This is a genomic window from Bacillus sp. N447-1, from assembly GCF_022701035.1.
Classification (GTDB): domain Bacteria; phylum Bacillota; class Bacilli; order Bacillales; family Bacillaceae_G; genus Bacillus_A; species Bacillus_A cereus.
Genome location: NZ_CP065509.1, coordinates 3627508 through 3642806, shown reverse-complemented (window position 1 = coordinate 3642806; position 15299 = coordinate 3627508). Strand labels below are relative to the sequence as shown.

Here is a 15299-nt window from a genome sequence, read left to right as displayed (position 1 = left end):
ATTCTAACTACAGTTATATGACGTGTAAAATCCCCTCTATTATGAAATAAGCCAAGAAAAAAAGTCTAGCGTAATTACGACTAGACTATCTTTGTTTTAAATATTGACCACGAAACACTTGCATCGTTTCGTCTTGATTTAACATCGTTAACTCTTCTTCTGTAAACTTACCATTTCCTACTTTTACTACGTACACATTTACTTTTTTCTTACCCCATTGGCTATAAACATCTTTCACCGTATCATAATATAGATCAAGACGGTTTCCTTTTATTGCACCGCCCTTATCAGCTACTACACCATATCCATAACCTGGTACGAATAGAATCGTTCCAATCGGAAATACGCGTAAGTCCGCAGCGATTGTGGAATATAAATCCCTTTTCACTTTAACACCTGAATATGTAATACCATACTCTGGATGCCCTGGCCTCTTACCAGTTGACTCAATCCCCGATGTATAACCTGTTGCAGTCATTTCAATTGAACGATATTTAGACCAGTCGTTTGCCTGCTCTAAAGCATTTATCACTTCTTTACTCGGAGCAACATTTCTCTTAACTTCTGCTGCATGTACTTCTTTTGCACTCGTTCCCTCATACTTCTTTACAATCTCTAATAAAGAAACTCCTGTGAAAGCATTCCATGTTACGCATAATGCAATTGCAAGTAAACAAGTCATCATAATGCGAATACAATATCGTTTTAACATTTTTATATTCCACACTCCTTCATCGTTAATCATTCCCTATACCATGAAGGAATATGCAAAAAAATAATCTCCAACTTAATTGGAGATTAAAACATTTGATATCCGCTTTTCCGAAGTTTCTTGATTACGACTCCTGCTAAAGCAGCCCCTACTAATCCAGTAGATAGAATAAATACGTCTGCTTGTCCTAAGTGCGATACACTTGTCCCAAATGAAGAAAATGTTTCTTTCGGTTTTGAAAAATAATCCCACATACTCGCTTTATTAATAATAAGCATACAAACAATCGGATACACAATAACCATTACCCAAGTAGCTCGCAAAATCATGTTGAGTAAAAATCCAATTCCAAAGAACAAAATAAAGAATAACATCATTGAAATAAGTAGTACCGGTATACTCACTCTTTTCCCCTCTCCTTCGCACGTGCCGTAAATACGTGATAAGCTGTATAACCAAATGGTTCGCCTGGATTTAATGTTTTGTCCACTTCAAGATGTAGTTCTGATCTTCCTTCTAACAAATATTTAATAAGCACAGACGTATTCGGATCGTCTACAATCTTATCCGGATGTAAGAACGCCACTTCAGACAATTCTTTCTCCTGTATAATAATATTTTCTCCTTCAGGCTCCAAAAGAAAAATAATCATATTATCACTAATCTCATTACGAATAACACCCGATCGAACACCAATGATCCCCTTCACATGAGCGACAATGCCTGTCTCTTCTAACACTTCGCGTTTCACAGCTTCATCAACCGTCTCACCTTCATTTACAAAACCAGCCGGTAAAGACCATTTCCCTTTTAATCCACTGTATTTCTTCTTAACAAATAGCCACCTACCATCTTTTGTAGCTACTAAACCACTAACAGCTAGCCATACCTTCCCTCGTTTCTCCATGATGTAATAACCTCCTCTTTCAGAACGGACAGAATATTCTTTCTTTTTATATTATACTATATTTTTAATATGAAAAAAGCAGAAACAGCTCTTAGCCGTTTCTGCTTTTTCTACTATATATTAAAAGAACTTTAATTTACCTTTTTTAAGAACTAATAAAGGTCCACCTAATAAGAATAGGTAACGGTTATCGATTACTTTCTTCATGAAGGAAGCTTTCCAACCTGTTAACTTTTTACCCATAACAACGCCCATTGCATCGTCATGACCTAAAGAACATACAGATCCTTTATTATCAAATGCGAATTTTTTCATTTCACCTTTACCACGAACTAATACAGTTAAGTTGTGTGCAATATTGTAACCTTGTTGAATTGCAATTTGTGCTGTTGGTGGGTATGGACGGTTAATTTCTTCATTAATGATTAACGCTGCGTCACCAACCATGAATACATCTTCGTATCCTGGAGCATGCATGTACTCATCAACTTTTACACGTCCGCGCATTGCTTCAAATCCAGACTCTTCCACAATACCGTTACCACGAACACCTGCAGCCCAAACTACTGTTTCAGACTTAATTAATTCAGTGTCATCGCCATTCGCAACGATAATACCTTCTTCAGTTGCTTCTTTAATTGCTGTACCGATGCGGAATTCTACACCTTTTTTCTCAAGTTGTTTTACAGCGTATTCTACTAACGCTGGATCGAAACCTGGAAGTGCTGTTGGAGCAGCTTCTACACAGATGATACGTGCTTTTTCACGTGGTACATTGTACTCTTTGCAAAGTTCAGGAACACGGTTTGCAAGCTCACCTACGTACTCGATACCAGTAAATCCAGCACCACCAACTACGATTGTTACTAACTCATCGCGTTGTTCAGTTGCATATTTAGAGAAACTAGCTTCCATATGCTCACGAATTTCACGAGTTGCATTAATGTTAGCGATTGAGAATGCATGCTCTTTTAATCCTGTAATTCCGAATGTTTCTGATTCGAAACCAAGACCAATTACTAAGTAGTCATACTCTAACTCGCCGTCTTTTAAGATAATGCGTTTTTCAGCAGCTTTAATTTCTACTACTGTGTCTTGTACAAAGTTTACTTTATTTGTATCAATAACGTCTTGAATATCTAGACAGATTTTTTCATCTTGTAATGTACCAGCTGCGCTCTCGTGTAACCAAGTCGCTTGGTAGTGATAGCTGTTGTTGTTTACTAGCGTAATTTCAGCTTCATTTACAGATAATGCTTTTTGCAGACGAACAGTCGTAATCATCCCGCCATAACCTGCACCTAAAACTACGATTTTTGGAGTCTTCACCAAATCACAACCCTTTTCTTTATATAATAGTAATGAGAAATAATACCAAGTACTAAAAACTCTATTTGTCAAGAATGTGGAATTTATCACATTCTATATCATAACAAAACGCAGTCAAAAAATCGTACGAATTTTGTCATAGAAATTTAACATAATACTTCCCTATATTAGTCGGTTTTATTCCAGAATTCAAGCGTCTGGAGAATTATCAATATTTTAAAATAACATAGCGTTTTCAAGGGTTTTTTAGACTTTTTTTCATGTATTTTCCTTTCTGTATATTTTATACAATAAAAAAGAACCTATGCGAAAACTTACACACAATTCAGTCGTTTTCAGAAGTATTATGAACTCAAATATGCTATCATTTATTTGAAAGTGTCATCATTTGCAGGATTTTCGTGTACATATGAACAATATATGAAATCAATATCAAAATTCCATCTATAGGGGGAATGAAAGTGGCAGAAAATCAAAAAGTTTACGACATAACAATTATTGGTGGTGGTCCAACAGGGCTGTTCACAGCATTTTATGGCGGTATGAGACAAGCAAGTGTAAAAATCATTGAAAGCTTACCTCAACTTGGAGGACAATTATCCGCACTCTACCCTGAAAAATACATTTATGATGTAGCTGGATTCCCAAAAGTGCGCGCACAAGAATTAGTTGATAACTTAAAAGAGCAAATGAAGAAATTTGACCCAACCGTTTGTTTAGAAGAAGCTGTCGATACGCTTGAGAAACAAGCTGACGGTATATTTAAACTTGTTACGAATAAGCAAACTCACTATTCTAAATCAGTTATTATTACTGCTGGCAATGGTGCTTTCCAACCACGCCGCTTAGAATTAGAAGGTACAGCAAAGTATGAAAAGAAAAACTTACATTATTTCGTTGATGATATGAATAAATTTGCCGGTAAGCGCGTCGTAGTATTTGGCGGCGGCGATTCAGCTGTTGATTGGACAATGATGTTAGAACCGATCGCTGAAAAAGTTACAATCGTTCATCGCCGCGATAAATTCCGTGCGCATGAACATAGCGTCGAAAACTTAATGAATTCTCGTGCAGAAGTAAGTACACCGTATGTTCCAGTTGAACTCATTGGTGATGACAAAATTGAACAAGTCGTTCTTCAGCACGTAAAAACGGAAGAAAAAGTTATCATCGATGTTGATGACGTAATTGTAAACTATGGCTTCGTTTCTTCTCTTGGCCCAATTAAAAACTGGGGCTTAGATATACAAAAAAACAGCATCCTTGTAAATTCAAAAATGGAAACAAATATTCCTGGCATTTACGCTGCTGGTGACATTTGTACATATGAAGGAAAAGTAAAACTCATTGCTTGCGGCTTCGGTGAAGCACCAACAGCAGTAAACAATGCAAAAGCTTACTTCGATCCAAATGCAAAACTTCAACCAATGCATAGCTCAAGCATGTTTTAATATGTAGAAATAAAAGCTCCTTCCATACGTGGAAGGAGCTTTTATTTTATATACCACGAAAGCACACTGAATTCGATAAACTATCGAACTCAGTGTGCTTTTCGTCTAAAAAAATTATTGTTTTCTTCTTCTACCTAATACGAATAATACTCCGCCAACTAAGAATGAAATTCCAGCACCAACTGACATCATCCATGGAGACGCTGCCCCTGTTTTCGGTAATTCTCTTTCTGTTTTTACTTGCGGCTCTTTAATTAATTTTTCCAATCTTACTTCCGGTTTCACTTCTGGCTCCTTCGGTTCTTTCGGATTTTCTGGTTTCACTTCTGGCTCCTTCGGTTCTTTCGGATCTTCCGGTTTCACTTCTGGTTCCTTCGGTTCTTTCGGATCCTCCGGTTTCACTTCTGGCTCCTTCGGTTCTTTCGGATCCTCCGGTTTCACTTCTGGCTCCTTCGGCTCTTTCGGATCTTCTGGTTTCACTTCTGGCTCCTTCGGTTCTTTCGGATCTTCCGGTTTCACTTCTGGTTCTTTCGGTTCTTTCGGATCTTCCGGTTTCACTTCTGGCTCCTTCGGTTCTTTCGGATCTTCTGGTTTCACTTCTGGCTCCTTCGGTTCTTTCGGATCTTCCGGTTTCACTTCTGGCTCCTTCGGCTCTTTCGGATCTTCCGGTTTCACTTCTGGCTCCTTCGGCTCTTTCGGATCTTCCGGTTTCACTTCTGGCTCCTTCGGTTCTTTCGGATCTTCTGGTTTCACTTCTGGCTCCTTCGGTTCTTTCGGATCCTCCGGTTTCACTTCTGGCTCCTTCGGTTCTTTCGGATCTTCCGGTTTCACTTCTGGCTCCTTCGGTTCTTTCGGATCTTCCGGTTTCACTTCTGGTTCCTTCGGTTCTTTCGGATCTTCCGGTTTCACTTCTGGTTCCTTCGGTTCTTTCGGATCCTCCGGTTTCACTTCTGGCTCCTTCGGCTCTTTCGGATCCTCCGGTTTCACTTCTGGCTCCTTCGGCTCTTTCGGATCTTCTGGTTTCACTTCTGGCTCCTTCGGCTCTTTCGGATCTTCTGGTATCTTAAAATCTTCTTTTGTTTTCGGTAAAATTGTAACTGTAGGCTCAAGTGGCGGATTTATTTTATCGTCCACTACTGCTTTATTTGTTATCCCTTTACTCGGCGCTTCTTTTACCTTCGCGTTAAAAATAATACTACGTTCTTTCGTATCTCTAATTTCTAGATACTTGGCGATTACTTTTCCAAACTCCATTTTTAACTCTATTGGATTTGGCTCAGCCCCTTCAAATCTAATACTACCTTGCACGTATTCTAAACCGGCTGGAATTTCATCTTCTATTGTAACTACATCTAGTTTTCCGTTTTCCACCGTATTTTTGAAGCTAATTCGGTATTCTACTTCTTCTCCTAGCTTTGGCTCTTTATTACTTACTGTCTTCGCTGCTGTTAACTTACCATCTTTATATTCTGGCTTTATTTTCGCTGTCGGTTCTATAACTGGATGTTTCGGATCATCCACTTCAATAATCGCTTTATTTGTTATTTCTCCTCCAACTTTTGCTGTTTCTTTTACCTTTACTTTAAAGATGACACTTCTTTCTTTCGTATCCGTAATTTCTGGATACTTCACTGTTACTTTTCCATTCTCTACTTTAAGTTCTGTAGGCACAGGCTTATCACCTACGGCCTCCAGACTATCTTTCACATACTCTAAACCAGACGGAATTTCATCTTCAATCTTTACATCAACTAACTTCCCGCCATCTACTGTGCCGTTAAAAGTAATTCGATATTCAATTTCTTCCCCTAGCTTTGGTCCATGATTACTTACTTCTTTCCTTGCCTCTAGTTTCCCATCTTTATATTGCGGTGTGATTGGTATAAGTGACTCAACTGGCGGAGTCGTCGGATTATTATCATCAACAATCGCCTTGTTTACAATCTCTTTTCCTACTTGTACCGTCTCTTGTACTCTCACTTTAAAGATGATACTTCTTTTTTTCGTATCCGTAATTTCTGGATACTTTGCTGTTACTTTTCCATTCTCTACTTTCAGTTCCACCGGATATGGTTCCGGCCCATCAGACTTTATACTATCTTGTACATATTCTAAACCGGCTGGAATTTCATCTTCTACCTTTACCTCAGTTAGTTTTCCGTTCTCTACCGTATTTTCAAAGCTAATTCGATATTCTACTTCTTCTCCTAACTTTGGTTCATGATTACTTACTGTTTTTTCTGCTTGTAATGCACCATCTTTATATTGAGGCTGAATAGAGATATTCGGTTGCTCTGGTGGATTTATTGTATCTTCCACAATCGCCTTGTTCACAATCTCTTCGCCTACTTTAGCTTTTTCTTTCACTTTCACTTTAAAGACGATACTTCTTTCTTTCATATCCGTAATTTCTGGATATTCCGCAAGGACGATTCCGTTTTTCACTTTCACATACAACGGTTTCGGATTCTCTCCCTCGGCTCTTTCACTACCTTCTACAAACTCTAAGCCAGTTGGTAATTCATCCTTAATCTTCACCTTCGCTACTTTTCCATGCTCTACTATGTTACGGAAAGTAATTCGATACTCTACTTCTTCTCCTAATTTTGGAGCTGGATTATTTACTGTTTTCTCAGCTTTTAGTTTTCCGTCCTTATACTCCGGCGTAATAATCGCTTCTGGTTTTTGCGGCGGATTCTTCGGATTGTCATCATCCACAATTGCCGTATTCACGATTTTCTTACCGACTTTTGCTACTTCCGTTACTTTCACTTTAAAGATAATACTACGCTCAGCTGTATCAGTAATATTTTCATACTTCGCTGTAATTTTCCCAGCTTCTTCTTTTAACTCTACTGGCGCTGGCTCATTACCTTCTGATTTTAAACTATCCTTCACATACTCTAAACCAGTTGGTAATTGATCCTCAATTTTCACTTCTGCTAGTTTTCCGTTTTCTACCGTATTTTTAAAACTAATTCGGTACTCTACTTCTTCTCCTAGCTTTGGATCTTTTTTATTTACCTTTTTATCAGCTTTAACTTTACCGTCTTTATGCTGCGGGGTAATTTCTACTTCTGGTCGCTCTGGTGGATTTTTTGTATCATCAACAATTGCTTTATTTACAATTGCTTTGTCCACTTCAACAGAATCTTTCACCTTCACTTTAAAGATAATGCTTCTTTCTTTCATGTCAGTGATATTTTCATACTTCGCACTAACCTTACCAGCTTCTTCTTTCAACTCTACTGGTGCTGGCTTATCACCTTCTGCTTTTAGACTATCTTTCACATACTCTAAACCAGACGGAATTTCATCCTCAATTTTCACCTCTGCCAGTTTTCCATCTTTCACCGTATTATTAAATGAAATTCGGTATTCGATTTCTTTCCCTAGCTTCGGTTTATGATTATTCACCTTTTTATGAGTAGCAATTTTACCGTCTTTATATTGCGGTGTAATTTTTGCTGTCGGATCAATTACTGGATGGTTCGGATCATCAACATGGATAATCGCTTTATTTGTGATGTCTTTACCTATTGCAACTGAATCTTTCACCTTCACTTTAAAGACGATACTTCTTTCTTTCGTATCCATAATCTCTGAATACTTTGCCATTACCTTACCATTTTCTACTTTCAACTCCACTGGTTTTGGCTCTTCACCTTCAGCCTTTTCGCTTCCTTCTACAAACTCTAATCCAGCTGGAATTTCATCTTCTATTTTTACCTCTGCTAGTTTTCCATCTTTCACCGTATTATTAAAAATAATTCGATATTCGATTTCCTCACCTAACTTCGGTTCATGATTACTTACTTCTTTTCTTGCCTCAATTTTCCCATCTTTATATTGTGGTGTAATCGGTACATAAGGCTCTTCTGGCAGATTCTTTGTATCATCTATAATTGCCTCATTTACGATTTCTTCTCCCACTTTTACGCTTTCTTTTACCTTCGCTTTAAAGACAATACTTCTTTCCTCTGTATCTGTAATTTCTGGATACTTTGCCATTACCTTATTATTTTTCACCTGTAGCTCTACTGGTTTCGGTTTAGAACCTTCTGCTGTGATGCTGCCTTCTACATACTCTAAACCATTTGGTAATGTATCCTTTATATTTACCTCTACTAGTTTTCCGTTTTCTACCGTGTTTTTAAAACTAATTCGGTATTCTACTTCTTCTCCTAGTTTCGGTTTATGATTATTTGCTACTTTCTGCGCAGCAATTTTACCATCTTTATATTGCGGAGTAATTTCCACACGAGGCTCTTCTGGCTCATTTTTTGTATCTACTACGATTGCTTTATTAACAATCTCCTTGCCTATTTCTGCCTCTTCTTTTACTTTCACTTTAAAAATAATACTTCTTTCTTTTGTATCCGCAATTTCTAGATACTTTGCCATTACCTTGCCGTTTTCAAATTTCAATTCTACCGGACTTGGTTTAGAACCTTCTGCTTGTAAACTGTTCTCCACGTACTCTAATCCAGCTGGAATTTCATCTTCTACTGTAACCTCTACTAGTTTTCCGTTTTCTACCGTGTTTTTAAAACTAATTCGGTATTCTACTTCTTCTCCTAATTTCGGTTTTTTATTGTTTACAAATTTCTCTGCTTTAAGCTTACCGTCTTTATATTCTGGCGTAATTGTTACTTCTGAAGTTGTTGGATCTTTTGTATCATCAACAACTACTTTATTGACAATGCCTTCACCAACCTTAAATTCTTCTTTTACTCTCGCTTTAAAGACGATACTTCTTTCTTCTGTATCCATAATTTCTGGATATTTTGCGATTACTTTTCCATCTTTCACTTTCAGTTCTACCGGATCTGGCTTAGAACCTTCTGCTCGTAAACTATCTTTCACATACTCTAATCCATTTGGTAAATCATCTTTTATTGTCACCTCTGCTAGCTTTCCGTTTTCTACCGTATTTTTAAAGCTAATTCGGTATTCCACTTCTTCTCCTAACTTCGGTGTTTCATTATTTACCGTTTTCTTCGCTTCCACTTTTCCGTCTTTATGCTGTGGAGTAATTTCTGCCGTCGGTGTTTCTGGCTCATTTTTCGTATCATCAATAATTGCTTTATTGTCGATTTTTTTACCGATTTTCACTTCATCTTTTACTTTCACTTTAAAAGTGATACTTCTTTCTTCTGTATCCGTAATCTCTGGATACTTCGCCATTACCTTACCATTTTCAAATTTCAATTCTACTGGATCCGGCTTAGAACCTTCTGCTTTCACACTGTTTTCTACGTACTCTAAACCTTCTGGTAAAGTATCTTCTATTTTCACCTCTGCTAGTTTTCCGTCTTCTACCGTGTTTTTAAAACTAATTCGGTATTCTACTTCTTCTCCTAACTTCGGCGTTTCATTATTTACCGTCTTCTTCGCTTTCACTTTTCCGTCTTTATGTTGCGGAATAATTTCTGCTGTCGGTGTTTCTGGCGGATGTTTCGTATCGCTCACAATCGCTTCATTAACAATTGAATCGCTCACTTTACCTTTTACTTTCACTTTAAAGGTAATACTTCTCTCTTTTGTATCTGTAATCTCAGGATACTTTGCCATTACCTTACCGTTTTCAAATTTCAATTCCACTGGATCTGGCTTAGAACCTTCTGCTTTTACACTATCTTTCACATACTCTAATCCATTTGGTAAATCATCTTCTATCTTTACCTCTGTTAGCTTTCCATGTTCTACCGTATTTTTAAAGCTGATTCGGTATTCCACTTCTTCTCCTAACTTCGGCGTTTCATTATTTACCATCTTTTTCGCTTCAATTTTTCCATCTTTATACTGAGGAATAATTTCCGCTGTCGGATTAACTGGCTTATTTTGCGAATCATCAATAGTTGCTTTATTAATGATTTTTTTACCGACTGTTACTCCTTCTTTTACTTTCACTTTAAAAACGATACTTCTTTCTTCTGTATCCATAATTTCTGGATATTTTGCCATTACCTTACCATTTTCAAATTTCAGCTCTACTGAATCTGTTCCGGCACCTTCTGCTTTCAAACTATTTTCTACATACTCTAAACCTTCTGGTAAAGTATCCTCTATTATCACGTCTGTTAGCTTTCCGTACTTAACCGTATTTTTCATACTAATTCGGTATTCTACTTCTTCTCCTAACTTCGGTGTTTCATTATTTACGCTTTTCTTTGCTTTAATTTTTCCATCTTTGTGTAATGGTGTGATTTTTGCTTCTGGTTCTTTCGGATGTTTCATATCATCCACAATTGCCTTATTGATGATTTCCTTACCTACTTCCGCTTCTTCCTTCACCTTTACCTTAAAGACAATACTTCTTTCTTTCATATCCGTAATATTTTCGTATTCAGCAATGACTTTTCCATCTTTCACACTTAACTTTAATGGAGCTGGTTTATCACCTTCAGCCTTTTCACTGCCTTTTACATACTCTAAACCGTTAGGAATTGTATCCTCTATTATTACCTTTTCTAGTTTTCCGTTTTCTACCGTGTTCTTAAAGCTAATTCGGTATTCTACTTCTTCTCCTAGTTTTGGTGATGGATTATCTACTGTCTTCTTCGAATCAATTATTCCATCCTTATGTTGCGGAGTAATTCTTTCCTCCGGCTCAATCGGTGGATTTTTCGTATCATCAACAATTGCTTTATTGACAATCTCTTTATCTACTTTTGCTTCTTCCTTCACCTTTACTTTAAAGACGATACTTCTTTCTTTCATATCCATAATATCGATATACTTAGCTTTGACTATTCCATTTTCAACAGCTAATTCTACTGGTCCAGGTGCTTCTCCTTCGGCCTTGATGCTATTTTCTACATATTCAAGACCTTTTGGAATTGTATCTTCCACTCGCACCTCTTCAAGTTTTCCGTTCTCAACCGTATTATGAAAACTAATGCGGTACTCGATTTCTTCGCCTAACTTTGGCTTCTTATTATTAACTACCTTTGTAGCAGCAATTTCACCTTTTTTACTTTGCGGTGTAATAACAACCTTTGATTCAACAGGCTCATTTTTCGGATCTTTTGCAATTGCTTTATTTACGATTGCTTCCCCTACTTTTGCCGAATCTTTTACTTTCACTTTAAAAACAATACTTCTTTTTTCTGTATCCGTAATTTCTGGATACTTTGCCATTACTTTTCCGTCTTCCACTTTTAGTTCTACTGGCTCTGGTTTTATACCTTCAGCTTTCAGACTATCTTTCACGTATTCAACACCTTTAGGTAGTGTATCTTCTACTAGCACCTTTTCTAGTTTTCCGTTTTCTACCGAATTATAAAATGTAATTCGGTATTCCACTTCTTCTCCTAGTTTTGGTGTTTGATTCGTTACGCTTTTTTCAACATCCACTTTACCGTATTTATAATCCGGCGTAATCTTTTCTTCTGGATGCTCAGTTTGTCCATTCGGCTCACTCACAACCGCTTTATTAACGATCGTTTCTCCGGCTTTTGCCTCTTCTTTTACTTTCACTTTAAAGGCAATGCTTCGCTCTTTTGTATCCGTAATCTCTGGATATTTTGCGATTACCTTACCATTTTCTACTTTTAACTCTACTGGATTTGGTTCAGCACCTTCAGCTCTCTCACTGCCTTGAACAAATTCTAAGTTAGCTGGAATTTCATCTTCTATTGTAACTGCATCTAGTTTTCCGTTTTCCACCGTATTTTGGAAGCTAATTTGATATTCAATTTCTTCTCCTAGCTTCGGCTTTTTATTTGTTGCTTTTTTCTTTGCAGCAATTTTACCGGACTTATGCTGTGGTGTAATCTTCTCTTCTAAATCCTTTGGTGGATTTGTTTTATCACTAACGGTTGCTTTATTAACAATTTCTTCACCAATTTTTGCAGTTTCTTTTACTTTTGTTTTAAAGACGATACTTCTTTCTTCCATATCCATAATTTCTGGATACTTTGCAATTACTTTACCATTTTCAAACTTCAGCTCTACTGGCTCTGGTTTTGCACCTTCTGCTTTCAAGCTATCTTTCACGTATTCAAGACTACTTGGTAATTCGTCTTCAATTGTCAATACATCTAGACGTCCATCTTTTACCGTATTTTTAAATGTAATACGATACTCTACTTCATCACCTAACTTCGGTGTTTTATTAGAAGCTATTTTTCTCGCCTCTATTTCTCCCGGAACTTCTTTTGGAAGCGTAACCGTAACATTTGCATCATCTGCAGTTTCATAATTTACCTCGGTACTATCTTTTCCCTTTACCGCAACGATATTTTTTATTGTTGTATCTGATTGTACAGAAGCTTTCACTTTTACTTTAAATGTAATAATAGCACTCTCACCAGGTTTTAAAACACCGCCGTCTTTAGCATCTGCCCCTTCACCCATACGGAAATCAATTTGATTATTTACAAACTCTGCTTCATCATCGCTTGCATTATCTGTTTTATTTCCTTTATTACTTCCAGAAATATATTGTATAGATTCCGGAACATACTCTAAACGATCATCTAATTTATCAAAACCTTTTACATTAGATACAGGTGCTTGGTTATTTTTCGTATCATTTTTCACTTCAATTTGATACGTAAACTCTTCACCAGCTTTAATGTCCTTAATTTCTTTTCCGGCACTATCTAACGCCTTTTTATCAACTTGTAAGTTTGGAGCATTATGTTCTGTAACAAATGTAGCGTTATTTAATACGTAAATATCACCATAGCCACTATTTGCTCTAAAACGCATTTTTGCTTCTTTTAAATCATTTTTTACTTGATTCGGTCCTTCAAGATGATACGTATGAATGTCAGTACTGAATGAATTCGTCCAATCCGGATTATATCCTGGATATTTTTTCGTAACAAACTCGTTAGTACCGTCTACTTGTACTTCTGTCATAGACGAATCATTCGCATCATTATCTTTACCGTTAATATTTTTTATCTTTATATATCCAGCACCAAAATCATATTCTCCATAATCATATGCATATCCATCTTTCTCAGCTGGATCACCTTGCGATGAAAAATAACTAAATTTCGCCTTAAAAGTACCTTCTTTGGGTGTATTTATTTTATTAACACTAATATCTGTCCAGGCTGTACTTTTTTGAGAGACTAGCCCTTCCCAAATCTTCATGTCTTTTACTGTTTCTTTATAGTTTTCATAAACTAATATAAGATTCCAGTTACCCCAGTAATAGCCGCCACCTGTTACATCTTTAATTTGTGGCACATTTGCAACTGTCAAAGTTTGAGAAATCCCTTGCTGCGCAATTACATTTGTTACATCCGCATATGCAACATAACCAGCACCAGCACCCGAGTAATTAGAAATAAAAGGTAAGCTATCCGCTTTTCGTATGCTATCAGCAGTTACATCTGCATATTCTTTATTTCCCATTTTCATTTTGACTGGTTGCCTTACTTGATCCTCGGTAACCTTTCTATCAGCAATATTTCCTGGTAACCCCATTGCTGCTGTCCAGAATAAGTAAGCCTTTTTCACTTTACTTCCGGCAGGAATATTAGGAAATGCACCTGTTGACGAATTAAAAGTACTATCATCGTTATCAACGTCCACAGTCATTTTATTTGTTTTATAACCCATACTTTGTCTGCCATAATGATCGGTCGTCAAACCAAGTGTTACATTACCAGTCTGTACTAAATTACCAGCAGTAATTGTAGAATACAGTGGATCTCCAAATCCTTGCTTATCCCCTGTTTGCATTTGAACCTTCGAAGCATTCTCTGATGCAGCTTGTACTTTTGCATCGCTCTGATTTTCCGCTTCTTTTTCTAGTTTCTCAGCTTCGGTTACTGGTTGTTTTGGTGGTTCTGTTTTTGATGTAGGGTTATTTTTATCTTCTACAGATACTTTTAGCTTTTCATCAACTTTTTTAATTGTATTATTAGCTGATGGGCCAACTTCTTTCTTACTACTGTCAGCCTCCTCATCGGCATTAGCTGCTACCTTTTCTTCAGAAGGGATTCCCTCAACATCTACAGACATGTTCCCTATTTGTAGTTGATCCTTTTGCACACTAATTTTTTGCTTATACTCATTATTAAAATGTTGTGCACGACGAGCTTTTATTAACACAGTCATTTTTTCATGTGATTTTAAATCTTTAATTTTAAGATTAGAAGAAAGAACCTTTCCTCCCTTATCTTTTTCCTCTACATAGAAATCCGCTACCTTATTTTCAGGTAACTTCTCTCCGTTTACTTTCACAGATTGCGAAGGGAACGTAATTTCATTTTCATTATTTTGTTTAAGCACCAATTCTTGAATTGGTGTAGCTCCCGTATTTTCAATCGTATATTGAAATACGTGCTCCCTCTCTGCTACTTCTCCCTTATATATTTCAGCATTTACTTGCTCTGCCTTAATTTTCACATCATTTCCTTGTAGCTCATCCCAGCTTTTTTTATTTATCTCTGTAGCAAAAGCACTGGGTGAAGGCAATATGATGGATAGGAGAAGTGTGATCATCGTTACGACATTAAAACACTTCAATACTTGCTTCATATTTTCTACCTTTCTCCTTTCTATATACTTGCTATCCGTCTACTTAATTTCGTAGCCGTATACATAGCAATATATATCCACTCGCAACAATCCGACCTACGAAAATGTATCGTTGAAATCCCAATGTCAACAATATAAATCTCATAGAATATTACTATTTTAATTTATCAAAAATAGCATATATATATATCGGACACTTATACAAACCTTCACCATTTTTAACATAGTAAAAATGCCCTATTGTATAGGTTTATATAACAGTTTAAGGATACATAAAAAGCTTAACATATCTCTTAATCTATTCATACATACAATAGAAATTTTACCATTTTTAGTCATTTCAGTTTGTTATTTATGATTAAAATTTTCAAAAAACAATAACCGTTACATGTAA

Annotated in this window: 6 protein-coding genes; 1 reads left to right on the top strand and 5 read right to left on the bottom strand. The window is 36.6% G+C overall.

All coding sequences use genetic code 11. The features are described 5' to 3' along the window. Nucleotides 1-85: 85 nt before the first annotated feature. From IQ781_RS18350 to IQ781_RS18335, 4 genes are all read right to left on the bottom strand, one after another. A complete protein-coding gene (locus IQ781_RS18350) occupies nt 86-712 on the bottom strand; it encodes a 3D domain-containing protein (protein WP_000920103.1) in 627 nt (208 codons plus the stop codon). Between the two features lie 86 nt (nt 713-798). Beyond that, nucleotides 799-1116 (bottom strand): YuiB family protein, encoded by a 318-nt coding sequence (locus tag IQ781_RS18345; protein ID WP_000027016.1) that lies wholly within the window; start codon nt 1114-1116, stop codon nt 799-801. Next, nucleotides 1113-1619: an NUDIX hydrolase gene (locus IQ781_RS18340; RefSeq protein ID WP_000415315.1), complete on the bottom strand. Its 507-nt coding sequence runs from the start codon at nt 1617-1619 to the stop codon at nt 1113-1115. The genes IQ781_RS18345 and IQ781_RS18340 overlap by 4 nt, the downstream gene beginning before the upstream one ends. Before the next feature lie 120 nt (nt 1620-1739). After that, nucleotides 1740-2948: an NAD(P)/FAD-dependent oxidoreductase gene (locus IQ781_RS18335; RefSeq protein ID WP_000856612.1), complete on the bottom strand. Its 1209-nt coding sequence runs from the start codon at nt 2946-2948 to the stop codon at nt 1740-1742. 461 nt (nt 2949-3409) lie between these two features. Between IQ781_RS18335 and IQ781_RS18330 the strand changes: the two genes are divergently transcribed. Beyond that, nucleotides 3410-4399 carry an NAD(P)/FAD-dependent oxidoreductase gene (locus IQ781_RS18330; protein ID WP_000829785.1) on the top strand — a complete coding sequence of 330 codons (990 nt, stop codon included), beginning with the start codon at nt 3410-3412 and terminating at the stop codon, nt 4397-4399. Nucleotides 4400-4513: 114 nt separating this feature from the next. Here the strand turns inward: IQ781_RS18330 and IQ781_RS18325 are convergent, their stop codons facing one another. Beyond that, a complete protein-coding gene (locus IQ781_RS18325; protein ID WP_242808146.1) occupies nt 4514-14905 on the bottom strand; it encodes an isopeptide-forming domain-containing fimbrial protein in 10392 nt (3463 codons plus the stop codon). Between the last annotated feature and the right edge of the window lie 394 nt (nt 14906-15299).

Excerpts from the sequence above, each read along its gene's own strand:
- IQ781_RS18350 (WP_000920103.1), bottom strand. The coding sequence starts at position 712 with ATGTTAAAACGATATTGTATTCGCATTATGATGACTTGTTTACTTGCA.
- IQ781_RS18340 (WP_000415315.1), bottom strand. The coding sequence starts at position 1,619 with ATGGAGAAACGAGGGAAGGTATGGCTAGCTGTTAGTGGTTTAGTAGCT.
- IQ781_RS18325 (WP_242808146.1), bottom strand. The coding sequence starts at position 14,905 with ATGAAGCAAGTATTGAAGTGTTTTAATGTCGTAACGATGATCACACTT.